This is a genomic window from Mesorhizobium sp. B2-3-4, assembly GCF_006442315.1.
In the GTDB taxonomy this organism is placed as follows: Bacteria; Pseudomonadota; Alphaproteobacteria; order Rhizobiales; family Rhizobiaceae; genus Mesorhizobium.
Map to the genome: position 1 here is coordinate 130,419 of NZ_VFVY01000011.1, position 23,548 is coordinate 153,966.

Consider the following 23,548-nt stretch of genomic DNA (forward strand, 5'->3'; position numbering starts at 1 on the left):
CTTGCGGATCCGCGCCTGCCGTCGGCAAGCAATCAGGCCTCCGTCGTGTCGGCGGTCGCGACGCCGACCAGCCAGCGCCTGACAGCGCGTTCTTCCGGCGCAGAGAGACCGGCGGTCAGTTCGCTCTCGATCGCATGCACACGGTCCCGGCATTGCCGCAGCAGGGCCTGCCCGGTGGCGCTGAGCTCGATATGCTGGATGCGGCCGTGCACGGCGTGCGGCTTGCGCAGCAGCGAGCCGGCCCGCTCAAGATTGGTGACGATGACGCTGAGCGTTTGCGGTGTGAGCAGCGCCAGCCGGGCAAGATCGGCATTGGAGAGGCCGGGATAGGCGGCCAGCATGGTCAGCGTGACGAATTGCGGCTGCGTCACCCCGAGATCGGCGAGTGCGCGGTCGACCTTCAGCCGATGGGCGCCGGCCGCTTGGCGCAGGAGATAGCCGAGATAACCCTCCTCGCCACGCTTGCCTTCACCCGGGGCGGGAATTGATGGGGACGATTCCGGCTTGCGCATAATGTCAGAGCTCTTATATTTTGTTCGAACACTGATAATATGTCGATAAGGAGCGCGTGACGATGGGTCATCGAATTTTTCTTGCAGGCGCTTCGGGCGCCATCGGGCAGCGGTTGATCCCGCAGCTCCTGGCCGCCGGTCATCAGGTGACGGGCACAACGCGCAATGCCGACAAGGCCGCCAGGCTGGAAGCCCTTGGCATCGAACCCGTGGTTGTGGATGTGTTCGACGCCGCGGCGCTGTCGCGTGCGATGCTTGGCGCCCGCCCCGACATCGTCGTCCACCAGTTGACCGACCTGCCGGCGGGTCTCGACCCGGCCAGGATGGGTGGGGCGATCATGCGCAATGCCCGCATCCGCGACGAGGGCACGCGCAATCTGGTCGACGCGGCGAAGGCCGCCGGCGCTGGCCGCCTGGTCGCGCAGAGCATTGCGTGGGCCTATGCGCCCGGCCCGCAGCCGCATGCCGAAGGCGACCCGCTCGATGCGGAGGCGCAGGGCAATCGCGCCATCAGCGTCGGCGGCGTCATTGCGCTGGAAAAGGCGGTGCTCGGCGCGCCGCTCGCCGGCGTCGTCCTGCGCTACGGTCAGCTCTATGGCCCGGGCACCGGTGCCGATGCGCCCGGCGGCGGCTCGCCGCTGCATGTCGACGCGGCCGCCTATGCGGCGCTGCTTGCGCTGGACAAGGGCTCGCCCGGCGCCTTCAACATTGCCGAACCCAATGCAGCGGTCTCGACACTGAAGGCGATCAAGGAGCTCTGCTGGCGCGCCGATTTCCGCTGGCCTGCCTGAACCAACCGGCCTGGAGACATAGATATGATCAGCAATCGAGCCCGTTTGCGCACCGGCCAATCCATGATCGCCGTGAGCGCCGTCGCGGTGCTGTTCGCGCTGGCGGCAAAATGGGCCGGACCGGGTCTGACCGGCGTCGTACCGGTTGGCGTGGAATCGCATATGAACATGGACGGCGCTGCCGAGGGCAGCCCCGCCGCCGCTCGGCCCAAGACCGTGATCACGCCGGTCTCCTGCGAAAAACTCCCGAACGTACCGGGAAAGTCGATCACCACGGTCGTCGTCGCGTTCCCGCCAAACGCCTATACGCCCCGCCACCGGCATCCGGGCTCGGTGAGCGCCTTCGTGCTGAAGGGAACGCTGCGCTCGCAACTGGCGGGCGGCCCCGTCGGCACCTATACGCAGGGGCAGACCTGGTTCGAGCCGCCCGGCGCGATCCATCTCTTCGCCGAGAATGCCAGCACCACCGAGCCCGCCGAACTCCTGGCGACCTTCATTGCCGACGACGATTGCGGACAACTGACGATCCCGGACTGACCGCACGGACCGGTTGCTCTCCACCTCCAGGACGGGAAAGGCCGGATCGGGCGGTTTCGTGGCCATATTGGCGCCTTGGATGTCGGCATTGTGGTTGTCACGACGTGCCGCTCGGCGTATCAGGCGGGTCTTCCGTTGCCTTTGATATCGGCGAGCCGCCCCGGTGCTTTCCAGAAACCAACCCCAAGTCTACGCCCGTCGGCTGCGCGCTGTGCTTTTGAGGTCAGTTCCTCTCCTCGAGGCGCGCGGCATCGCCGTGGTCATCCTGGCGGGCGCCGTCGGCGTCATGGCGGGCATATTGGTTACGGCAATGAGCCAGATCGTGCAGGATCTGCACGGGCTGCTGTTCGGTGTTCAGCCCGGCGGCCGGCTGTCAGGCATGTTCTCGCTCGCAAATCCGATGCAGGCGGCGATACCGGCAATCGGTGGCATCCTGCTCGGCCTGAGCGTGATCTGGCTGAGAAAGCGGCGATTTCGCACCCCGGTCGACCCGATCGAGGCCAACGCCCTCTATGGCGGGCGCATGTCGCTCACCGATACGTCCGTCATCGTCGCCCAGACGATGATCTCCAGTGGCTTCGGCGCTTCGGTCGGACTGGAAGCCGGCTATACGCAGGTCGGCTCCGGCGTCGCCTCAAGGCTGGCGCGGGCCTTCCGGCTGCGCCGCAACGATGTCCGTGTCCTGGTCGGCTGTGGTGCCGCCGGTGCCATCGCGGCCGCCTTCGACGCGCCGCTGACCGGCGCCTTCTACGGTTTCGAGCTGGTTATCGGCATCTATTCGGTCGCCAATGTCGCGCCGGTCATGACCGCGGCGATCTGCGCCTCGCTGACGGCGGAAGTGTTCGGCGGCGTGCCGTTCCCGCTCGAGCTTTCAGGCTTGCCGCAACTCACCGCCAGCCAGTATGTGCCGTTCCTGCTGCTCGGCCTGCTTGGCGGCGCGGCTTCGATCGCCATCATGCATCTGGTGACGCTGATCGAGCGCGGCTTCAACAGGCTGTCGGTCGATGCCTCGCTGCGCCCGGTCATCGGCGGCGTGCTGGTCGGCCTGCTCGGGCTGATCACGCCGCAGGTGCTGTCCAGCGGCCATGGCGCGCTGCATCGCGAGTTCGCCATGAATTACGGGCTGGCGGTGGTGGCGAGCGTCTTCGTGCTGAAGCTGGCGGCGTCGGCCATCTCGCTGGGGTCCGGTTTTCGCGGCGGACTGTTCTTTGCCTCGCTGTTTCTCGGCGCGCTGCTCGGCAAGGCGTTCGCGGGCGTGATGGCGCTGGTTTCACCGGCAACCGGCATCGATCCCTCGGTTGCCGCGGTCGTCGGCATGACCTCGCTTGCCGTCGGTGTCGTCGGCGGTCCGCTGACGATGACGTTCCTGGCACTGGAATCGACCCGCGACCTGACGCTGACCGGCGTGGTGCTGGCCGCCTCGATCATGGCGGCCATCCTGGTCCGCGAAACCTTCGGCTATTCGTTCTCGACCTGGCGCTTCCATCTGCGCGGCGAGACGATCCGCAGCGCCCACGATGTCGGCTGGATGCGCAGCCTCACCGTCGGCTCGATGATGCGCGAGGATATCAAGACCATCGATGCCTCGACCACGCTTGCCGCCTTCCGCAAGGAAATCCCGTTGGGGTCGGCTCAGCGCGTCATCGCCGTCGATCCGGGGGATGAATATGTCGGCGTCCTGATCGTGGCCGAACTGCACAGCGATCCCTCCGGCGGCGAGGTGCCGGTGCGCGATCTGGCGCAATACAAGGACGCCGTCCTGGTGCCCAGCATGAACGTGCAGGCCGCCGCCGAAACCTTCCAGCGCGCCGGCGCCGAGGAACTGGCCGTCGTCGAGGATTTTGCCGACCACATCGTGCTTGGGCTGCTGACCGAGGGCCATCTGATGCGGCGCTATGCCGAGGAACTCGAAAAGGCGCGCCGGGACCTGTCGGGCGAGGGGTAGCGTTCGGGGCTCCAGGGCCCCGTCAGTGTTCGATCGGTCCCTTTGCCGGCACCAGCGTCGTGCCGGCTGTCGTCGGGCGCTCGATGACGCGGCGCACGCGCGGCGGCTCGTCGCCTGAGTGCAGCGCCCGCAGGCGTTCGCCGACCATAGCGTCGGCTTGGGTGATGCGGCCATTGTGCCTGACATATTCAAGCCAGGTCGGCGTGTGGTAGTGCTCGATCCAGATCGTCGGATTTTCGAGATCGCGCGCCAGCGTCCAGTTGCGGGCGCCGTCACGGCGGCGGATGCGGCCGCGTTCGGCCATGGTGGCGATGAATTCCCCCTCGTCCTCGTGCCGGATGATGTATTCGATCATGATGGCGATCGGACCGCTGCGCGGCTTGAGATCGAGGGCGAGGTGCGGCTCCTTGAAGCGGTTGAGTGGATCGAGGTTGAGCACCTGCTGCTGCGGTAGCGGCAGGACGAGGCCGATGGCGCCGCCGGCCAGCATGGCGATCGCCGCGGCGATCAGCGCCGTCTCGGCGCCATGGGCGTCGGCGACGACACCCCAGATCCATGAGCCCAGCGCGATGCCGCCGAAGGTGGCGGTCTGGTAGACCGACAGGACCCGGCCGACCACCCAGCGCGGCGTCGCCATCTGCACGGTGACGTTGAAATGGGACAGCGCGATCACCCAGCAGGCACCGCCGACCAGAAGACCGAGCGAGGTCTGCCAGGCATGCTGGCTGACGGCCGCATTGAAGGCGCAGAGCGCGAAGCCGGCGAAGGCGCAGCGCACCATCGTCTCGCTGGAGAGCAGTTGCCGCAGCCGCACGCTGATCAGCGCGCCGCCGACGGCGCCGATGCCGAAGGCGCCCAGCATGATGCCGTAGGTCAAGGCGTCGCCCTTGACGACGTCGCGCGCTACCAGCGGCAACAGCGCCAGCACCGCGCCGGCGCTGAAGCCGAAGGCGGCGCCCCTGACCAGCACCTTGCCGATGTTGGGCGACATGGCGACGTAACGCAGGCCGGCGCCCATGGCCGCGCCGAGAGACTCGCGCGGCAAGGTCGACGCCGGCACGTTGGGCTTCCAGCGCGCCATCACCACGATGAGGCCGATATAGCTGACCGCGTTCGCCGCGAAGGCGGCCGCCGCACCTGCCGCCGCCACGATGATGCCGCCGATCGCCGGGCCGACGCTGCGCGTCAGGTTGAAGCCCATGGAGTTGAGCGCAACGGCCGCCGGCACCTTGTTGCGCGGCACCATGTCGCCGACGGAAGCCTGCCAGGACGGGCTGTTCAGCGCCGTGCCGCTGTCGATCAGGAAGGTGAAGGCCAGAAGCGTCCAGGGAGTGAGCAGATTGTAGTAGGTGAATACGGTCAGCAGCACCGAGACGACCAGCATGAAGGTCTGGGCGACAAGCATCACCTTGCGACGGTCGAAGCTGTCGGCAATGGCTCCGGCAACGAGCGCGAACAGCATGATCGGCAAGGTGGTCGAGGCCTGGACCAGGGCGACCTGGTAGGGCGAGGTGGCGATTGTGGTCATCATCCAGGCGGCGCCGACGCCCTGGATCAAGCCGCCGAAATTGGAGACGAGGCTCGCACCCCATACGGCCCGGAAGATGCCATGCCGGAACGGCGCCAGCGCCGAGACGCTTTCGCTATCCGGCTTTTCGTCAATCATGGATGGTTCCTGCCACGGCGCGCTGATCCTTGCGGGAATCCGTTTCCCCGCATGATTTGCCGAAACTATGGCATCGCGGTGCAAAGGGCGAATGCCTTGCAAGGAAGATCATGGTCCAACAAGGGGATAGCGAAGGGCCACGCCGCCCTATTGACGCCTGGCCTGCCCTTAGCGCGCCGCGGCCACGGCCGCATGCAGAGCTTCGCTCAATTGGCTGGCGGACTGGCCGCCGGCATGGAGACGCAGGAAAAGCTCCATTCCCACCAGCCGAAGCCTCGACGGCTGGTCGCGCCTGGCCAGGTCTATCAGGTCCGCGACCGAAGATGCCGGCCACTTCATCGCATCGCGTAGAAAGCCACCATCCAACAAGGTCTCGGTGCCGGCGGTAAAGCTCGCGGACACCTGGAAACCGTTCTTCCTGGCCTTCACGTTCTGAAGCGGAATGTGTTTTTCCGCTACCTTCTTCAGAAGCCATTTTCCCTGCTTCTGGCGGTATTTGTGTCGCCGGGGCAGATGGATCGCGAAGTCGATCAGCCGGTTTTCGAGGAACGGCACCCTGAGTTCCACCGAGGCTGCCATGCTGAGCCGGTCATGCCGGTTCAGCAGGTCCTGCAGATGCGAATACATGTCGTGAAGGCAGCATCCCAGGAAGGCGCGATCGCCAAGCGGCGTCACCGGTTCCAGCCGGTCGAAGATCCTTGCCTGGAGGAAATTCAATTCCGGCGAGAGCGCCCTGAGCACGGCGTTGCGATCCCAGCCATGGGCAAAACCGAGCGCTGTCCGGAAGGGGGCATGGCGCTGGCGCTCGAACCTGCGGGCGAGTTTTTGCCTGGACCGGAACAGCCGACCCGGCCAGGACCAGGGCCGCCACAATTTCAGGCTGGCTTCCTGCCAGTCGTAGCCGCCAAAGAGTTCGTCGGCGCCTTCGCCGGTGAGCAGCACCTTGACGCCATCGGCCCGGCATTGTTCGGCGAGCGCGAGCAGGCAGACATGGCTTGCATGCCAGCCGTCGCTTTCCAGATGCCATATGGTCCTTGGCCAGAGGTCGAGGAACCGGTCCTTGTCCACCGGCACCCTGTTCAGCGGCACCTGGGCGTGGCTGGCGGTGCGCTGAGCGTCGCCGGCCTCGCTGTGGCCAATGCGGGGATCGACGACATAGGCCGTCATCTCCGGCCTGAAGCGTTTGGCCAGCGTGGTGACGAGGCCCGAATCGACGCCGCCGCTGCAGGCCGCGGCCAGGCTGGTGTCGGCGATGCAATGGAGCCTGACACTGTCCTCGATCAGCGCTTCCAGCGTTGCCATGTGCTCGGCGTCGGTGGCTCTATCGCCGACGATGCGGCCAGCCTCCAGCACATCGAGGACATGCCAGAAACAGCGCTTCTCGACGCCGGCATCACTGATCTTCCATAGGCCCGCCGGCGGCAGCCGCTCTATGCCCTGAAACAGGCTGGAACAGGAATCACGGCTCTGCCAGGCGAGGCGCAACGTCATCTCGCGCGCGTCGACGGTCCGGGCGACGCCATCGCAGGCCAGGATCGCCTTGTCCTCGGAGGCGAACAGGATCCGCTCCCCCGTCTCGGCCACCGACATCGGCTTGATGCCGAGACGGTCGCGCGAAAGCCACAGGGCGCCGGCACGGGCGTCGAAATAGGCGATCGCGAACATGCCGTCGAACATCGGGATGGCTTTGTCCGGTCCCCAATGGTGCAGCGCTTCGAGAACCACTTCGGTATCAGAAACCGTCCGGAACCGTCTGCCTTCAGCCTGCAGCGTGTCCCGCAGCGAGCGATAATTGTAGACCTCGCCATTGTAGACCAGCACGCCCTGGCCACAGGCGGTGAGCATCGGCTCGCGTGCCTGCGCCGACAGGTCGATGATGGAGAGCCGGCGGTGACCCAGTGCCAGCCGGCTGTCGTTCCAGCTGGCATGGTCGTCCGGCCCACGATGGGCCAGCGCTTGCATCATGCTGATGACGTCGGCGATGTCGCCACCGCCGATCGGATCGCGTTTGCGCCAGACGCCGGCTATGCCGCACATGGCGTGCCGGCCTGGTTGAGGGGTGTGCGAGACGCCATCGAGACAATACCGCTATGTCGGCCGACAATTTGCCGGATCATGGAACGGCACTCTAGCCGCAACGCCACCGCCTGCAAGCAGCGTTCCATCCGGGCGCAAGTCTGTATGGAAGTCGGTCGAGCGACCCTTCCGGGTATCGTTCAGAAGCCGTTCTGGATGCGCTCGAATATGACATTGGTGAAGGCCGATATCTGACCGCCGATGAAGGGGCCAGTGAGCGCCACCACCAGCATGATGGCGACGATTTTGGGCACGAAGGTCAAGGTGATCTCCTGGACCTGCGTCAGTGCCTGGATGAGGGCGATGCCGATGCCGACCGCCATGGCGACCAGCACCACCGGCGCGGACGCGGTCAGCACCGTCCACACCGCGTACTGGACGATGTCGAGAGCGTCGGCCTCGTTCATGTGGGCGTCAGGCCTAGCTCGCCGGCTTGATCGACACGCCCGCGCCGACGGGGACCGTGGTGCCATCCTGCAGCACCGCGATCAGGCCGTTGCTGCCAAGCGTGACCGACGCCACCGTGCCCGTGGTCTTGCCATCGGCCGAGGTGATGTTGCGACCTATGAGAGCGTCGGCCTGCGACAGCGCCGACGACTGCATGATCTGGTCGAGCTTGGTGTTGGTCTGCACCGATTGCTCGACCTGGGAGAAGGTGGCGAGCTGGGCGACGTATTGCGTCGAATCCATCGGCTTGGTCGGGTCCTGGTTCTTCATCTCGGCGATCAGAAGCTTCAGGAACGAGTTGTAGTCGACGGCGGTCTTGGAGGTCTGCGTGGTGGTCTGGTTGGCGCCAACCGGTATCGTCGTCGTCATGTCCACGGTCATTAGTATCGTGCTCCCACGGCCATCGGGCGCGCGGCGCCCGGAACATCGTCATTGCCGCCAAGCGCGCGGCGTTCGAGAGGATAAAGCGAACGGATCGCCTTCAAGGCCTCATAGATATGATCCTCACCGACCATTCGGTCGATCTGCTTCAGTGCGCTGCCGATCCCGGCGTCTTCGAAACTGGCAATGAGCAGCGGCAGCGAGCGGCGGAACATTTCGCGTGCTTCATCGGCGCCGGCGGGGTTCATCAGCATGACCTGGACGATGAAGTAAAGCTGGCGCAGCGGCGTCGACGCCTCGTCGGCCTGGATCACATGGCTCTCGAGGAGGAACTGCACATCGTTCATCAGCTCGACGGTGACCTTGCGGTCCACACGGATGACCGCGCCGTTGATATAGATCTTCTCGTTGGGCTTCAGGGATATCTTCAGCGTGTTGGTCATTGAATGCCGTCGCGGATGATCTGCGATACTTCGATCAGCCCCTCGAAATTGTTGGTGCGACCCTGGCGGATGTCCTCGGCCTCGCGCAGCAGCCACAGGCCGATGGAGATCAGGTTGGCGCGCAATTCCTTGGGGAGCGCATTGTCGCTGGAGCCAAGGTCCTCGACGAAGGCGGTCCAGACGCGGTTGGTGAAATGCAGCGCCTCCACCGCCTCCATCGAATCCTGGCCGGCCGCGGCGGCGGCCGACAACATGTCGATCGAGCGGGTCAGGAGCTCCCGCTCGCGATCCTTGGCATCCGAGACGGAGTTGCTCTGGATGTCGGCGTAGGAGAATTGGTACATCGTTGGCTCTACCGGTCCGCTAGGGTTGTCAGGTCAGGTAATTCAGCAGGCTGAGCTGCTGCAGGCGCGCCGTCAATGCGAAGGAGTTCTCGATCTGCTGCGTCAGATTGGCGACGCGGGTCGCGGCTTCCGCCGGGTCGACGGCCTCGAGATCGAGAATGTGGCGCTCGAACAGGTCGACCTGCGTCTTCATGCGGTCGCTGGCGTCGGACACCCGCTTCTGGACGATGCCGGTTTCGGACTGGACTTGGCCGATACCGCTCAGCGCCTCGCCGACAAGCAATTCGGAACGGCTGACAATCGTGCCTTTCGCAGCCTGGCTGATGTTGGTGGACATCAGGCTCGAAACCATTGCCGCCGCCATGGCGAGCTTCTTGATGCCGTCGCTGTTGGCGCTGGTCGAGGTCGCGGTGGTTTCGTTGAGCGCGATGCGGCTGACGATCTGCTGGTCGGTGGCATTCGACATATTGGTCTGCCACCCGGCGCCGAGGAACTGCGGCGTGACGTCGTTGGTGATGAAGTCGTCCATCTGCGCGGCGGTGATGTCGGCCGCGGCCGGATCATCGGGCGCGAAGCCGAACTTGGCGACGAAGGAGGCATCGAAGGCAGCCTTGGCCGGTGAGCCAGCCGCCGTGAAGTCGTTGATCGGCTTGACGTCGGTGTTGGTGCCGGCGAACAGATATTCGCCGTTGACGCTGGTGTTGAGGATCGAGGCAAGCTGCTGGATCGTCGTCTGGCCATTGGATTGCGTCAGGCTGTCGGAGTTGTCGCCTGACGAAGCGGTGGTCAGGCTGGACAGGAAAGTCTGCGCCACGGTGGAAAGCTGGCCGAGCGAAGTCTGGGTCGAGGAAAGCCGGGCGGCGACCAGTCCGTTGGAATCGATGACCACGTTCAGCCGGTCGAGGTCACGCGAGAAGGTGACCGACTGAGCCGTGCGGCCGCCGAGCGCAAGGCCGACATCGGCGACCTTGCCGGTCGACGATTCCTTGGTGGCTTTGACGAGGTCCGCCTGCATGCGCATCTGTTGGTAGCGCATGGCGTTGGTGAGGGCGGCCGAGGAGACTGAGGTCATGGATTATCCCACCGCGTTCAACAGGGCCGTCATCATATCGTCGACGGTCTTCATCATCCGGGCCGACGCCTGATAGGTATGTTCGAGATCGAGCATCAACGACATTTCCTGGTCGACGTTGACGCCGGTGGCATTGGAGAGCGCCTCGGCGCTGCGCTGGGCCAGCGCTTCCTTGGCGTCCGACGCGGTCGAAGCCTGCTGGCGCATGGCCTGGAGCCAGCCGATCGAATTGGCGGCGTAGTCGGAAACGCTTGATGTCGCCGAAATTCCGGCGGCGGAATCGAACGTCATCGGCTGGTCGAGCCGGTCGCCATAGGCAACCAGGAGGCTGGAATATGACGCGCCGCCATCGGTATTGGCGACATAAGCAGCACCATTGGCGCCGCCGTCGCGCAGCAATGTCGGGTTGCCGCCAACGCTCGGATCCATCGCCGCGTTGATGCTGATCGAACCGGCAAGGCCGTTGACCAGCGTGCCCGCGGCCGGCACGGCCGGCGCGCCGGGCCAGGTGAACAGGCCGGCGGCGTTGGGCTGCGAAGGCGCGGTCTCGGCGAAGGCCGTGATCAGGCCGCGCGCGGTCTCGTCGAGCTGGCCCTGCATGGTCGAGGCAACGCCGTCGCGCAGCTGCAGCAAGCCGGCAAGCTTGCCGCTGGCGCTGGTATTGGCGCCGGCACCCGCCGAGACGGGGACGTTGTCGATATAGACGGTGTTGCCGGCGGCTCCGGCGGCATAGCCGGCCGACGGCGTGAAGCTGACCGTGCGCGGGATGGTCTCGAACAATGTGGTGCCGTCACCAGTGGTGATGACCATGTCGTTGTCGCCGCGTGTGAAAGTCGAGACCGGAACATAGTCGGCGATTTTTTTCAGCAGCGCGTCGCGTTGATCGAGAGCGTCGGAAACATCGGTGCCGGAACGGGTTCCGGAGATGACGGCCTGGTTGGCATCCTGGAACTGGCCGAGCAACGAATTGAGATCTTTGACAGCGGTGTCGATCTGACCGTCGGTCTGGGTGCGGAAGTCCTGGATGGCCTTGGAGCCTTCGTTCAGGGAGCGCACGACCTGCTTGGCCGCGTCGATGACCGTGGAGCCGAGATTCTGGTTGGACGGCGAGGTGGCGTAAAGCTGCAGCTGCTGCTGCAGATTGGCGATGGCCGTCGAGGGCGAGGACGCATTGTCGACGCCATTGACCGCCACGCTCAGCTGATCCATGCCGCTGTAGAGCGCGTTCTGGCCGCTATAGGCCGACAGCGCGCCGAGATTCTGGCGAAACAGCAGGTCGTTGGTCACGCGCTGGATATCGACCACCCGGGCGCCCGGCGTCGTGCTGGAGACGACGGCGATGCGGCGCGTATAGTCCGGATTGGAGGCGTCCGAGACGTTGCGCGTGACAACGCTTGTCTGCCGCGAGGTGGCCAGAAGCGCCGATTGGGCGATACTCAATGCGGAGGAAAGCGACATGCTGGTCTTTCACGGGCGGAGCCCGGTTTATCTCTTCAGGTTGACAAGGACGTCCATCAGATCGGAACCGGTCTGGAAGACTTTCGAATTGGCGGTGTAGCTGCGCTGTGCCGCGATCATGTCGGTCAATTCCTCGGCGATATCGACGTTGGAATTTTCGAGCGCGCCCGAGATGATGGAACCGGCCTTGCCTTCATTGGCAAAGCCGACACGGATCGCACCGGACTCGGTGCCTTGCGCATAGACGTTGCCAGGCAATGCCTTGAGCTGGTCGGGGCTTTGCACATCGGCCAGCGGAATCTTGTAGAGCGCCTTGGAGGTGCCGTCCTTGTACTGGGCGTAGATGGTACCGTCCTTGCTGATCTGGATCTTGTCGATGGTGCTCGGCGCGTTGCCGTTGACCTTGGCGTCGGAAACGGTGAAGCCGGTGCCAAGCTGGGTGAGCGCCGACAGATCGAGATCGAGGCTGGCGCCGCCCGGCACCGTGAACGTAACGCCGGTGGGAGTGCCGGTGAGTTTGCCGGTGGTGGTATCAAAGGTCAGGTTGGCCGAGCCCAGCGCGCCGCCGGCAGCGTATGGAAACCCGGTTCCAGCCGTGGCCTTGGACTGGTCGAAGACCGCCACCTGCCAGGTGCCGGCGCCGGTGTTGGTGAAATAGACGTCGAGCAGCTTCTTGTTGCCGAGGTTGTCATAGGCGACCATCGACGTTTTCTGGGTGTACTGCGAGCCGGCAACGTTGTCGGTGGGCCGGCTGCCGGCGGCGACCGGCGTTGCACCTGCCGGCAGATTGCCGCTGAAATTACCTTCGGTGCTCGGCGTTGCGGTCAATCCCTGGTCGGAAATGACGACGGGCTCGAGACCTTCGAAGCCGTTGACGGTCGCTGCCGGCGTGCCGTTGGCGTAGCTGTAGGCCATCAACTGGAAACCGGCGGCATTGACCAGCCGGCCCTGTGCGTCGGGAACGAAGGCGCCGGCGCGGGTCAGGAAAGGGGTGCCGCTTGGATCCTGGACGACAAAGAAGCCGTCGCCGCTGACGGCAAGGTCGGAAACCGAGGTGGTGTATTGAAGCACGCCGGGATCGCTTACCGCCTGGCGGATCGTCGTGGTGACGCCGCCGGAATTGTAGGCGCCGCCCGTCGACGGCATGATCAGCGTCGAGAATTCGGCGGAGGACCGCTTGTAGCCGGTGGTGTCGGAGTTAGCGATGTTGTCGGCTGTCGTCGACAGGCGGTTTGCCTGGGCGTTCATGCCGGAAACGCCGGTCCGCATCATTCCGTAGAGGCTCATCGAGATGTCTCCGCAATATCCATGCCACTGGCTTCGAGGCTACGCGTCCTGTCTTGCGCGAGGCTGGCGCGGTGCTGCATCAGAATACGAGCCGGTAGCCGAGGAAGCGCTTGGAATCGATGGGGTCGGTGCCCAGCTTCTCACGCAGTTTCTTGCGCAGTTTGCTGATGTGGCTTTCCACCACGTTCTCCTCGACCTCTTCGTCGAAGATGCCGTAGATGGCGTTGAACACCTGGGTCTTGGTGACGCGACGTCCGCGGTTGCTCGCCAGATATTCCAGGATGCGGCGCTCACGGCGCGGTAAGGGCAGCGGCTGGCCGTCGATCTCGGGATCGCGGCCGTCCATGAAGATGCGCATGGCGCCGATCTCGGTAAAGGCGACATCCTCGTTGGCACGGCGCCGGATGGCGGTGATGCGGGCCAGGATTTCGCGGATGTGCACCGGCTTGCGGATGACGTCGTCGACACCGCTTTCGAACAACCGCAGCGTGTTTTCCAGCGAATGCTGCTCGCTGAGCGCAATCACCGGAGCTCCGGTGCGGTCGCGGATCTGGCGTGGGGAGATCGCGCCGTCACGGCAATCGCCGATCAGGAAGGCTCGCACCGAGCGCAGATCGGTATCGGCGGCCGAGTTCACCCATTCGCCGAATTCGCTTGGCGCAAAGCCGGCGCAGGCGACGCCCTCGCGGTCAAAAAGTGAATTGTAGCCCTCTGTCACGAGCTCTCGCTCGTCAACGATAACGATCATCGGCCCCGCCTTCCGAATCAGCTCATCTGCCCCGTGGGGAAAGGCGTATCCGCTGGCGGGAATCCTGAACACGGTCATTTCTTGTAACTAGTTTCTTGGGAGTCTGGAATCGTATCGGTTGCATTAGCGTGCAGCCAGATATGCTTGCCGGTCCAAGTCTTGACCAAGTCGAATCGGTGGCCTGGCAGCCACGGATTTGATGTATTAGAAGCAGAAAATGCGCTTACGGGTTGCAGAAAGCGCGGGCGTTCGTCGTCCATTTGCCAAAGCCGGTGGCAACCATGTTGGCGATCACCCTGCACACATAGACCTTCTGCGCCGGGTCGTTGTCGGGACCGGCATGATAGCGGGCGACCGCCATCGACCAGGTCTCATGACGGGCGTGGAGGCTGGCCAGGAAGCGCGCTGCGTAGTCGACGTTCTGGCGCGGGTCGAGCATGTCCTCGACACTGCGGAAATGCGAGGCGTGGTAGTGATGATTGATCTGCATGCAACCGAGATCGATCAGCGTCTTACCCTCCCGCTGGGCGTTGGCGAAGGCGGCAAGCGCTTCGGCCCGGTTTCTCGGAAAGACCGCTTTTCCTTCTATATTCAAGGCGTTGGGCTGAAGGCTGCCCTTGTTGCCGGTCTCGGTCAGCCCGACGGCATAGAGAATGCCGGCGGGCACGCCGTAGCGGTCGGCGGCACGCAGGATCTCGGGCTCGCAAGGATTGGTGGCGGCGCCGGCGCCGCTGGCGAGGCTAGATAAACATATCGCCGCCAGCGCGCTCGCGAGGATGCGAAGCGGCGCGGCCGTGTGCTTGCGCGTCATCATGGCTACCCCTTGCGGATTGCTGACCGGACTGCTGGCCGGCGGCCCCGCCATTGCCGCCGCCGGAATTTCCGGGCTGAAAGGATGACGGATCGCGGCCGGGCGCGGCGCCCGGCGAGGCGGTGGCATCCGTGCGGGTTGTAGAGGGGACAGCTATCGAAGGTTGCAGGATGGTGACCTTATCAACCTCGAAGCCAAGCCCGCGCAGCGACTTGACGATCGCTTCGCTGTCGCTGGAGAGCCGCCGATAGGCATCGTGTGTTTCGGGCTTCAACTCAATCGAAAGTTGTTCTCCTGACAGGCGCAGATGGGCCGTGACCACGCCCAGTTCGGCCGGGTGAAGTTCGATCTTCAATACATGTGTCGGAACGGCAACAGAGCCCGTCAGTTGAGCGGTCGCGGAGGCCGCGGAAAGCACCTGGTTCGGACCGCCGTCGGCTGAAATGGCGCCGATGACATTGAGGGCCGCCTGGCTGATCGGTGCCTGCGGCGGCGCGGGGAAGCTGCGCTCGGAAACGACGTCGACGCGTGCCGCCGCGGACAGCTGCTTGCCTGGCTCGGACCGCAATGAGGACTGAAGGTCGGCCATGGATTTCAATTGCGGCGCAGCCTGTTTCGGCTCCACGCTGGGAACCTCGGCGGGCGCCGCCTCGGGCAGGGGGCCGGCCGCGATCATGCTGTCGTGTCTTGGCGCGCCGGCCGGTTCGCGGGCGGCCTTGCCGTCGAGCTTCGTCAACGGCCCATCGACGAGCGACACCCGCTCAGGCTTTGACATGGGCTCGAGTTCGTCCAGACCAGCGCTGGAATCCTGCCGGTAAGCCTTGGATGGAAGCTGTCCGTCGACAGCGGCGTCCTGACCTGTTGCGCTCGCATCCGAGCCGGCCGACTTGGCCGATGTCGAGAAATGGCGCAGGTCATGAAACGCCATCAGCAGCGGCAAATGCTCGTCGAGCGGCGTCGCGCCGGCGTCGGTTGCCGATGCGTCGATGTCGGCATCCTTTTGCGTCGCGTCGTTCTTGCCGTCCTTCATGGATTTCGCCGCGTGTGATCCGGTCGGCGTTGCCCTTGCCTTGGTCGCGGGCATCGGTTCGTCCTCGCCTGCTTTTGCCGCGAGATTCGCGGCAAGCCTGTTCCAACGCGGATCGCGGGAACCTGCCTCGGTCGGTGGTTGCTTTTCCGAATGGACGGGGCCTGCGCCGCCATGCACCATCTTGCCGAAGCCGGCATCGTCCTTTTTTCCGGCGGCCGGCTGCTCGGCCGTGCGCGCGGCGGTAAATCCTGGCAGGGCCGAGCCGAGGCTGGGGGTCATTTCGGGGCGGCTCCAAGCATCTGGTCGATCAGGTCGAGCTGTCGACGGGTTTTTGTCATGGCTGCGTCGGTAGGGTCGGTCGTGTCGGCGCTGGCCGGCGCCGCCGGAGCCGATGCCGGCAGCACGGTTGCCGCGTCGGGCGCGGGCTCGGACGCGCTCGGCGCAGCCACAGCCGCGTCTGGCGACGGTGCAACCGCCGGCTGTTCGGAGACGGCACCCTCGACGGGCGGCAATCCGGCGGCATCAGTGGCCGATGCGGCAATCTCGGGTTCGGGCGATGGCGCGGCCGCGGCCGGCGCCGGATTTACAGCCGGAAGGGAAGCAGGCGGTGCCACCACTTCCCCGGCGATGGCCTGGGCGGCGTCGAGCAAGGCGCGGTCGCCGTCCGACAATTTGCTGCGGTCGATCTTGCCCAGTTTGGCGCGCACGTCCTCGATGGTGTCGGAGGTGACGGTGGACAGGCTGGAATAGAGCAAGGCGCGCGGATCGCCCTGATTGGTATTGCCGTCGCGACCTTGTTCGGCCCTCGCCGATGCGAAGGCCGACAAGTCGCTCATGCCATCGATCGCGGCGCGGCGGGCGATGCGCAGATAGATCACCTTCTCGCGCTCTGGATCCATCATCGAGGTGATGTCGGCAAGCTTGTCCTGGCTGACCGACATGTGCAGGGTGATCACGCCGGAGACGAAGGAATCGGCGAACTGGCTGGCGTAGGGCGAGTAGAGGTAGCGCTCGACATACTGGGTGGAGGCAAGAGCGAACCGTGCCGCGTCGCCTTGCGCGACGGCAATGCCGACCGAGCGCCGCAAGGCCGCTTCTTCCACCAGCGTGCCGGGACTGAGCAGCTTGGCCTCGTCGAGCAGCGTGAGCGCGGCCGCCGGCTGGTCCGTGGCAAGCAGTGACCCCTTGACCAAAGCGAGGAAGGCGCCGAGATCGCCCGGCAGGGTCATCGGGTCGACTGGCCCCAGTGCCTCGATCGCCGCGCCGGGCCGGCCGTTCAGATAGTCGATCACACCTTTGGCTATGGCAAGGTTCTGCGAATCCGAGGCGGCGCGCGATACGGCCGCCTCGACCGTCACCGGATTGCCGCCACTCATGCCGTAGACCAGGAGCGCGCGAAAGTTCCTGGGGTCCTTGAAATCCTCGGCATCCGCCGCGCGCAACCGCGCATCGGTCATCTCGAGCAGCTTGGCCTGCATCGGCATCGCGGCATGATCGCCGGCCGCGATGCGGTCCTGGACGAGCTGCAACGAGCGCACCAATTGATAAGGCTGCAGCATATCCTGGGCGAGACCCGCTGACGGATACGCCGCGGCCAGCAGCAACAGGCCCATCAGGCGGCTGGTGAGCGCCGCCCGCTTCATCCGCCGGTCGCCATCAGGATCTCGATGCGACGGTTGGCCGCCGACAGCGGATCCGCGGCATCCTTGGGCTGGCGATCGGCAAAGCCTGCAACCTCGGTGATGCGGCGTTCGTCGACGCCGCCACGCACGAGCATGTAGTAGGCGGAGTGCGCCCGCGCCGTCGACAGCCGCCAATTGTCGTAGTTGGCGCTGCGGAAGGGGCGCGCATCGGTGTGGCCGTTGATGCTGATCGTGCCTTTCTGGCTGTTGACGATGCGGCCGATCTTTTCCATCGCCAGCACCAGCTCACGGCTCGGCACCGCCGAGCCGACCTCGAACATGCCGAAGTCGAGCTGATCGGTGATGGAGATGACGACGCCCTTGTCGGTGGCCTCGACCGAGACACCGTCATGCAGCTTGTCACCGAGCTTGAAGGCGGCGGCCAGTTGCTGCTTGACGTCGGCTGCCGCCTTCAGGGCGGCGGCGGTAGGAGCCTTGTCCGCGGCCTCGGATTTCGCGGCCTCCTGCTTCGCGGCGTCCGTGCCCGCCTTGTCCACATCCGCCTTGTCCGCGTCCGTGGCCTTGTCGTCTCCAGCCTTGCTGTTGCCCGCCTTGGCATCGCCGGTCTTGACCGTTGTCGCGGCGGCTTCCTTGCCATCCGCGGCCAGGGGCTCGAGCGGTGCGTCCTTGATGGGCGGAGCCGCAGGCACGGCCTTGACCCTGGCCACCTGCGTCTCGGCCGCCTTGTCGCCAGGCTTGAGCGGGTCGCCCTCGATCCTTGGGCGCTGGGCACTCGCCTCGGCGCCGGGCGCGGCGACCTGCTGCGACCAGAAGTCCGGCTCGAAAGGATCGCGGTAGGACGCGCCGCCGGAGGCGCCGGTCGCCGGGCCGGAATTCTGCGCGCCGCCATCGCCCTTCTGGCTGACATTCTGCATGACGCCGGTATCGGTGGCGATCTCCGAGAGCACCGCATAGGGGTCGGCGAAAAGATGCTCGTCCGACTGTTGCGCCTGCTGCGGCTCCTGCTTGTCCTGTTTGCGGTCGGATGAGCCCGCGGCTCCGGTGCCGTCCTGTCCGGCCTTGGTTGTCGCTTCCTGCGGGTCGTCGGCCGTCAACCCGACAGAGCGCGGACCATTGCCGAGATCCTTAAGGCCCTTTCGGCTCGACTCGCGGTCGACCAGCTTGACGGGGTTGAAGTAGGAGGCGACGGCCGTCTTGGTCTGTTCGTTGGCGGCATTGATCAGCCACATGACCAGAAAGAAGCACATCATCGCGGTCATGAAGTCGGCGAAGGCGATCTTCCAGACGCCGCCATGATGGCCTTCGTCGTGGTCGTCATGGCCGCGCCGCACGATGATGATCTCGTGCCTGCCATGATCGGCATCGGCGACGCTCATGACAGAACCTCGGAAAGGGTTGCCGACCATTCGGCCATGCGCGTCTCGAACACGGCCTCGTCGACGGTGACCGTCAGATCGAAGCCGGGCGCTTCGATGAAGTCGAGATTTTCGGCACGTGGCCCAAGCGATGCCTTGAGCGTTTCGAACAGCGAGTGCGGCCCGCGCACGGCGATGCGCACAGCTTCGCCATCGCCGACAGCTTCGCGGACCGCGCCGGCGAGCGCTTCAAGCGAACGCTTGCGCAGATCGTCGCTGACGACGCCGCCGATGATGCGGGCGACCGTGGCGGCGACAAGATCCGTCACGCGCGCCTCCATGGCGTCGATGCGCGACGAGACCGCATTGCCGACATCGCCGCCGAAGCTTTCCAGAAAGGCCCTCGCCTCCTCGGCATTGGCCTGACGCTCCGCTTCCAGCGCTGCCTCATGAGCCGCGGCAAGCCGTTCGGCGAGCGTTGTCTCTGCCTGAGCGACCGCTTCGGCGATCAGCGTGCCGATATCGGCCGTCGGTGCCGCCGCCTCCGGTTTGTGCTCGGCGACGGTCTGAGGCGGGCTGGCGCGTTGCGCGCGCGTGCCGAAATCCGGGAGAAGATCGAAGAGGGCTGCGGAAGCCATGGTCTACGCCGCGACTTCCTGGGCCGCCCATTTGCGCAGGATCTGCGCGGTGCGTTCCTCGTTGATATCGACCATGCGGGCGAGCCGTTCCTGCGGGGCAGGCCTGATCTTCTGGCGCAGGTCATCGAGCGAGGTGGCGCCGGCACGCGTGCCAGGCAAGGCGCTGACGGTGGCACCCGCGTCACCGGAGGCGACCGCCTCCGGCGTGGGCAGCGAGCGCTGGACCTCATCGAAATTGGGGCCCGCTATGGCGGGCGTCGCCTTGGCCGTCAGAGCCGCCGCCATCGGCCGCAGACCGAAGAAGGCGACCAGGAAGACCACGACGATGAAGGCGCCGGCATTGATCAGCGTGCCGGCATGCTGGCCGATGGAATCGAGCATTCCCGCCTGCGGAACCGCCTCGCCGTCCAGTCCGTCGATGAACTCCACCGCCGAGACGTCGATGACATCGCCGCGCTTGTCGTCGAAGCCGGTGGCGGAACTCACCATCTTCTGGATTTCGGCGACGCGCTTGGCGATCTGTTCCGGCGTCGCGTCCTTGCCCAGGATCGCCTTCAGCCTGTCCTGGTTGACGACTACGGCGATCGACATTTTGGTGACGCTGTAGCCGTTGGAGACGGTGGCGATCTTCTTGGAGTTGATCTCGTAGTTGGTGATCTCTTCCTTGCGGTCGTTGGCCGAGGAGGTCTGGGGACCTTCGGTGCTGGTCGCCTGGGTTTCCGGCAGATTCTGCTCGACGCTGGCCGGGGTCGAGGCCTGCTTCTGGTTGCTGTTCTCGTTGGCACGCACCGACTGCACCGAGCGTTCGACGCGCGATTCCGGATCGAAGATCGTCTCTTCGGTCTGGCGGGTGTCGGTGTTGACGTCGGCCTTGACGCTGGCACGGAAATTGTCCGGGCCGAGATAGGGGGTCAGCGCGCGGCGGATGTTGTCGCCGATCTGCGCCTCGACGGTCTGCTCTACGCCGAGCGTACGGGCGGCGCTGGTGTTGGATGGATCGTCGCCCGCGGCCAGGAGGTTGCCGTTGGAATCGAGCACCGTCACCTTGTCGGCCGACAGGCCGGGAACGGCGGCGGCGACGAGATGGCGGATCGACATGGCGCTTTTCTCCGCGTCGATGCCGGCATAGCGGATGACGACCGAGGCAGAAGGTTGCTGTTCGTCGCGGCGGAAATTGGCACGCTCGGACATGACGATGTGGACACGTGCCGCCTTGATGCCTGCGATCGACTGGATGGTGCGGGCGATCTCGCCTTCCAGCGCCCGCACCCGGGTGATCTGCTGCATGAAGGAGGTGAGTCCCATCGCGCCGACATTGTCGAAGAGTTCGTATCCGGCATTGGCGCTGGTCGGTAGGCCCTTCTCGGCAAGTAGCATGCGTGCCTGCGCCGTGGTGCCGGCCGGCACCAGCACGGAAGTCCCGTCGGCGCCGACGTCGAAGCCGATGCCGGCCTCGCCCAGCACCAGGCCGATCTGGTTCACGTCGGAGCGGTCGAGCCCGACATAAAGCGTGTCATAGGCCGGGCGGTTGAGGTAGACCGAGGCAACGCCGATGACCGCCATCACCAGCACGGCAATGCCGGCCAGCATGGCGAGGCGCCTGACGCCAAAGCCGCGGAGATTCGAGATGATGCTCTGGATCTGTTCCGGCACGGTTGAGCGACTCCCAGCATGACTGTCAGCCGGGACACTAGCTCTCGAAGCTTGTGCGAAAATGAAATCGGGCCGCGCTTGCGGCGCGGCCCGTCAATTGGAAGCAAATGCAATCCGTCGGCTAAGATCAGCCTAGCCGTTCTTGAACAGCGACAGGATTGACTGCGAGGAGCTGTTGGCGATCGACAAGGATTGGATGCCGAGCTGCTGTTGAACCTGCAGCGCCTGGAGGCGGGTCGATTCCTTGTTCATGTCGGCATCTACGAGCTGGCCGACGCCGCGGTCGATGGAGTCCATCAGGCTTTGCGTGAAGGTCTTCTGCAGGTCGATCGAGCTCTTGGCGGCGCCGAGAATGGTGGCGGAGTCGGTCAACTGGCTCATGACGTCGTCGATCTTGTTGACCATCTGCGTGATGATGTCGTCGGTCACACCAGACGCCGTGATGTCGAGATTAAAGGCCGAGACGTTGTCTATCTTGGCAACCGTCGTGCCCGCGGCGGTCTGGCCGGCGGTGTTGGCCGCGATGTCGGTGCTGCCGCTGGCGATCGAGGCGGCATAGGCGGTATCGTAGAGATTCTGGGCCGCGGCCGTGGCGTAGACCGAGGTTGCACGGTCGATAATGCCTTGGTTCTTGACGGCGGTGGGAAGCCCGCTGTCGAAAAGCTTGGTGCTCTCGACATCGACATCGATCGTGCCGAGCGAGATCGCGCCCGACGAAGAGCGATTGAACGACGACACGATCTGGGCGTCAGGCTGGACGCCGTCATTGGCGGCGGAGACCTGCTTGGACGTCACCGACAGATAGTTCGAGCCGGAGAAAGTAGCAGCATCGGCAAACGATTTCATCTGCGCCTGAAGCGCGGTGATTTCGGTCTGCGTCTTTGCCTTGTTGGCATCCGTCTGGCCAATGGTAGAAAGCAGCTTGGTCTTGAGGTTGCCGATGGTCGTCAGGACGTTGTTCATGCCGGTATAGGCGGTGTCGACCTTCGAGGCGCCGAGGCCGAGCGCATCCTGCACAGTAGAGAGAGCCTGATTGTCGGAACGCATGGTCGTGGCGATCGACCAGTAGGCGGCGTTGTCGGAGGCTTCGGAGACGCGGTACCCGGTCGAAATCCGGGCCTGCGTCTGCTCGAGCGATCTGTTGGTGGCGTTAAGGCTTTGAAGTGCAGTCAACGCCGCAGCGTTCGTCATGATGCTCGCCAAGAAACTCACTCCTTTTCCAAGGCCGGCCCTCACCGGCTTTAACCCTCGCGGGCCGGTCGGCCCGCCTGTGGATCGCCGTGCCAAGGAGGCCGATTGGGCAATCCGTCGTAAGCGTTGGTTAACCATAACTAGCGCGGTATGGTTAATGGTCAGTTAAAAGACCGGCTTCGAGGGTTAAGGAACGAGCGTTGCGCGGGGCTGGTGCAAACGCAAAACGGGCCGCGCTTTTGGCGCGGCCCGCATGATTGTTTGTACTGCTTGAGCTAGTAAGATCAGCCGCGGAAGAGCGACAGGATCGACTGCGACGAGCCGTTGGCGATCGAAAGCGCCTGGACACCGAGCTGCTGCTGAACCTGTAGGGCCTGGAGACGGGTCGATTCCTTGTTCATGTCGGCATCGACGAGCTGGCCGACGCCACGATCGATGGAGTCCATCAGGCTCGACGTGAAGGTCTTCTGCAGATCGATGGAGCTCTTGGCGGCGCCGAGCTTGGTGGCGGCGTCCGTCATTCCCTTGAGCGCGGCGTCGACAACGTTCATCTGCTGAGCGATCTGGGCATCGCTGAAGCCCTTGCCCGTGGTCGTGTCGTAGACTGCGAGCGTGGCCACCGAATAGGTGTCGCCGGTTGCCGGGGCAGCACCTGCGGTCGGGTTCTGGGCAGCCGTGGTGACGGCAGCGCCGGTGGTGCCGAGGCGGTCGGCATCGAGGATGCCCTTCTTGGTGCCCGTCGTGGTGCCGGCTTCATACAGCTTGATGCTTTCGACGTTGACATCGATCGTGCTGATCGAGGACTTGCCGGAAGCGTCGCGATTGAAGGCCGAAACGATTTTGACGTCGGCTGCCGCAGTGCCGGTGCCGCTGTCGACCGAAAGCATGTTGGTACCCGAGAAGGTAGCGCCGTCGGCATAGGCCTTCAACTGCTTCTGCAGGGCGGCGATTTCGACCTGGGTCTTTGCCTTGTCGGCATCGGTCTGGCCGTAGGAAGCGGTCAGCTTGGTCTTGATCTGGTTGATGGTGTCGATCGCGCTGTTCATGCCGGTGTAGGCGGTGTCGACTTTCGAAGCGCCGAGACCGAGGGCGTCCGAAACGGTCGACATCTGCTGGTTGTCGGAGCGCATCGTGGTGGCGATCGACCAGTAGGCGGCGTTATCGGAAGCCTGGGAGACGCGGTAGCCCGTCGAGATGCGGGCCTGAGTGGTGTCGAGGCTCTTCTGGGTGGCATTCAAGCTCTGCAGGGCGGTCAACGCCGAAGCGTTGGTCATGATACTGGCCATGGCTACTCGTACCTTGTTTTTACAGGGTGTTTTTTTGCATACCGGTTTGTCCGGTATGACGGAGCGGCATCATGCCAATGACCGTTGCGTTTTGGGTCACCCGCCATCTGCGAGCGACTATGGCGGCCAGTCCCTACCAAAGACCTAAACTGGACGGTTAATCGAAAATAATTTGGAGAAAATTCGCGCCCGCGGCCCTCCGCCCGGCACGGAGGGGCAAACGATGCCTGATGC

22 protein-coding genes are annotated in these 23,548 nt (G+C 64.8%); 3 read left to right on the forward strand and 19 right to left on the reverse strand.

What is annotated here, in order from left to right:
- Nucleotides 1-32: 32 nt before the first annotated feature.
- Nucleotides 33-512: a MarR family transcriptional regulator gene (locus FJ967_RS18080; RefSeq protein ID WP_140733180.1), complete on the reverse strand. Its 480-nt coding sequence runs from the start codon at nucleotides 510-512 to the stop codon at nucleotides 33-35.
- A 62-nt stretch (nucleotides 513-574) separates the two neighbouring features.
- On the opposite strand from FJ967_RS18080, the gene FJ967_RS18085 reads away from it, so the two are divergent.
- The 3 genes from FJ967_RS18085 to FJ967_RS18095 all read left to right on the forward strand — a co-directional run bounded on the left by FJ967_RS18085 (nucleotide 575) and on the right by FJ967_RS18095 (nucleotide 3,785).
- Nucleotides 575-1,303 (forward strand): NAD(P)-dependent oxidoreductase, encoded by a 729-nt coding sequence (locus tag FJ967_RS18085; protein ID WP_140733181.1) that lies wholly within the window; start codon nucleotides 575-577, stop codon nucleotides 1,301-1,303.
- Between the two features lie 24 nt (nucleotides 1,304-1,327).
- Entirely contained in the window at nucleotides 1,328-1,840 is a 513-nt protein-coding gene (locus FJ967_RS18090) for a cupin domain-containing protein (RefSeq protein WP_140733182.1), read from the forward strand.
- Between the two features lie 163 nt (nucleotides 1,841-2,003).
- Complete coding sequence (locus FJ967_RS18095; RefSeq protein ID WP_140733183.1) at nucleotides 2,004-3,785, forward strand: chloride channel protein; 1,782 nt, start codon at nucleotides 2,004-2,006, stop codon at nucleotides 3,783-3,785.
- 22 nt (nucleotides 3,786-3,807) lie between these two features.
- On the opposite strand, the gene FJ967_RS18100 is transcribed toward FJ967_RS18095, so the two are convergent.
- The 18 genes from FJ967_RS18100 to FJ967_RS18185 form a co-directional block, all read right to left on the reverse strand.
- Nucleotides 3,808-5,451 (reverse strand): MFS transporter, encoded by a 1,644-nt coding sequence (locus FJ967_RS18100; protein ID WP_140733184.1) that lies wholly within the window; start codon nucleotides 5,449-5,451, stop codon nucleotides 3,808-3,810.
- 168 nt (nucleotides 5,452-5,619) lie between these two features.
- Nucleotides 5,620-7,488 (reverse strand): asparagine synthase (glutamine-hydrolyzing), encoded by a 1,869-nt coding sequence (gene asnB / locus FJ967_RS18105; RefSeq protein WP_140733185.1) that lies wholly within the window; start codon nucleotides 7,486-7,488, stop codon nucleotides 5,620-5,622.
- A 179-nt stretch (nucleotides 7,489-7,667) separates the two neighbouring features.
- Complete coding sequence (gene fliQ, locus FJ967_RS18110; protein WP_013893193.1) at nucleotides 7,668-7,934, reverse strand: flagellar biosynthesis protein FliQ; 267 nt, start codon at nucleotides 7,932-7,934, stop codon at nucleotides 7,668-7,670.
- A 13-nt stretch (nucleotides 7,935-7,947) separates the two neighbouring features.
- Nucleotides 7,948-8,355 (reverse strand): flagellar hook assembly protein FlgD, encoded by a 408-nt coding sequence (gene flgD, locus FJ967_RS18115; protein WP_140733186.1) that lies wholly within the window; start codon nucleotides 8,353-8,355, stop codon nucleotides 7,948-7,950.
- Nucleotides 8,355-8,798, reverse strand: a complete 444-nt coding sequence (gene flbT / locus FJ967_RS18120) for a flagellar biosynthesis repressor FlbT (RefSeq protein ID WP_140733187.1) — start codon at nucleotides 8,796-8,798, stop codon at nucleotides 8,355-8,357. Before flbT ends, flgD begins: the two co-directional genes overlap by 1 nt.
- Nucleotides 8,795-9,142: a flagellar biosynthesis regulator FlaF gene (flaF, locus tag FJ967_RS18125; RefSeq protein WP_140733188.1), complete on the reverse strand. Its 348-nt coding sequence runs from the start codon at nucleotides 9,140-9,142 to the stop codon at nucleotides 8,795-8,797. The genes flbT and flaF overlap by 4 nt, the downstream gene beginning before the upstream one ends.
- Nucleotides 9,143-9,170: 28 nt before the next feature.
- Entirely contained in the window at nucleotides 9,171-10,214 is a 1,044-nt protein-coding gene (locus tag FJ967_RS18130) for a flagellar hook-associated family protein (RefSeq protein WP_140733189.1), read from the reverse strand.
- A gap of 3 nt (nucleotides 10,215-10,217) precedes the next feature.
- Nucleotides 10,218-11,672, reverse strand: a complete 1,455-nt coding sequence (flgK, locus tag FJ967_RS18135; RefSeq protein ID WP_140733190.1) for a flagellar hook-associated protein FlgK — start codon at nucleotides 11,670-11,672, stop codon at nucleotides 10,218-10,220.
- A gap of 27 nt (nucleotides 11,673-11,699) precedes the next feature.
- Nucleotides 11,700-12,959 (reverse strand): flagellar hook protein FlgE, encoded by a 1,260-nt coding sequence (locus FJ967_RS18140; protein WP_140733191.1) that lies wholly within the window; start codon nucleotides 12,957-12,959, stop codon nucleotides 11,700-11,702.
- A gap of 79 nt (nucleotides 12,960-13,038) precedes the next feature.
- Nucleotides 13,039-13,707: a response regulator transcription factor gene (locus FJ967_RS18145; protein WP_140733192.1), complete on the reverse strand. Its 669-nt coding sequence runs from the start codon at nucleotides 13,705-13,707 to the stop codon at nucleotides 13,039-13,041.
- A 223-nt stretch (nucleotides 13,708-13,930) separates the two neighbouring features.
- On the reverse strand, nucleotides 13,931-14,518 hold the full coding sequence (locus FJ967_RS18150) for a transglycosylase SLT domain-containing protein (protein ID WP_246675304.1): 588 nt from the start codon (nucleotides 14,516-14,518) through the stop codon (nucleotides 13,931-13,933).
- Nucleotides 14,448-15,548, reverse strand: coding sequence for a flagellar hook-length control protein FliK (locus tag FJ967_RS18155; protein WP_246675299.1), 1,101 nt, complete (start codon nucleotides 15,546-15,548; stop codon nucleotides 14,448-14,450). The genes FJ967_RS18150 and FJ967_RS18155 overlap by 71 nt, the downstream gene beginning before the upstream one ends.
- A gap of 275 nt (nucleotides 15,549-15,823) precedes the next feature.
- Nucleotides 15,824-17,191, reverse strand: coding sequence for a chemotaxis protein MotC (locus FJ967_RS18160; RefSeq protein ID WP_140733194.1), 1,368 nt, complete (start codon nucleotides 17,189-17,191; stop codon nucleotides 15,824-15,826).
- Nucleotides 17,188-18,567, reverse strand: coding sequence for a MotB family protein (locus FJ967_RS18165; RefSeq protein WP_140733195.1), 1,380 nt, complete (start codon nucleotides 18,565-18,567; stop codon nucleotides 17,188-17,190). Before FJ967_RS18165 ends, FJ967_RS18160 begins: the two co-directional genes overlap by 4 nt.
- Nucleotides 18,564-19,184, reverse strand: coding sequence for a hypothetical protein (locus FJ967_RS18170; RefSeq protein WP_140733196.1), 621 nt, complete (start codon nucleotides 19,182-19,184; stop codon nucleotides 18,564-18,566). The genes FJ967_RS18165 and FJ967_RS18170 overlap by 4 nt, the downstream gene beginning before the upstream one ends.
- A 3-nt stretch (nucleotides 19,185-19,187) precedes the next feature.
- Nucleotides 19,188-20,837, reverse strand: coding sequence for a flagellar basal-body MS-ring/collar protein FliF (fliF, locus tag FJ967_RS18175; protein WP_140733197.1), 1,650 nt, complete (start codon nucleotides 20,835-20,837; stop codon nucleotides 19,188-19,190).
- A gap of 132 nt (nucleotides 20,838-20,969) precedes the next feature.
- Nucleotides 20,970-22,040 carry a flagellin gene (locus tag FJ967_RS18180; RefSeq protein ID WP_140733198.1) on the reverse strand — a complete coding sequence of 357 codons (1,071 nt, stop codon included), beginning with the start codon at nucleotides 22,038-22,040 and terminating at the stop codon, nucleotides 20,970-20,972.
- Nucleotides 22,041-22,312: 272 nt separating this feature from the next.
- On the reverse strand, nucleotides 22,313-23,314 hold the full coding sequence (locus FJ967_RS18185) for a flagellin (RefSeq protein ID WP_140733199.1): 1,002 nt from the start codon (nucleotides 23,312-23,314) through the stop codon (nucleotides 22,313-22,315).
- Nucleotides 23,315-23,548: the final 234 nt, after the last annotated feature.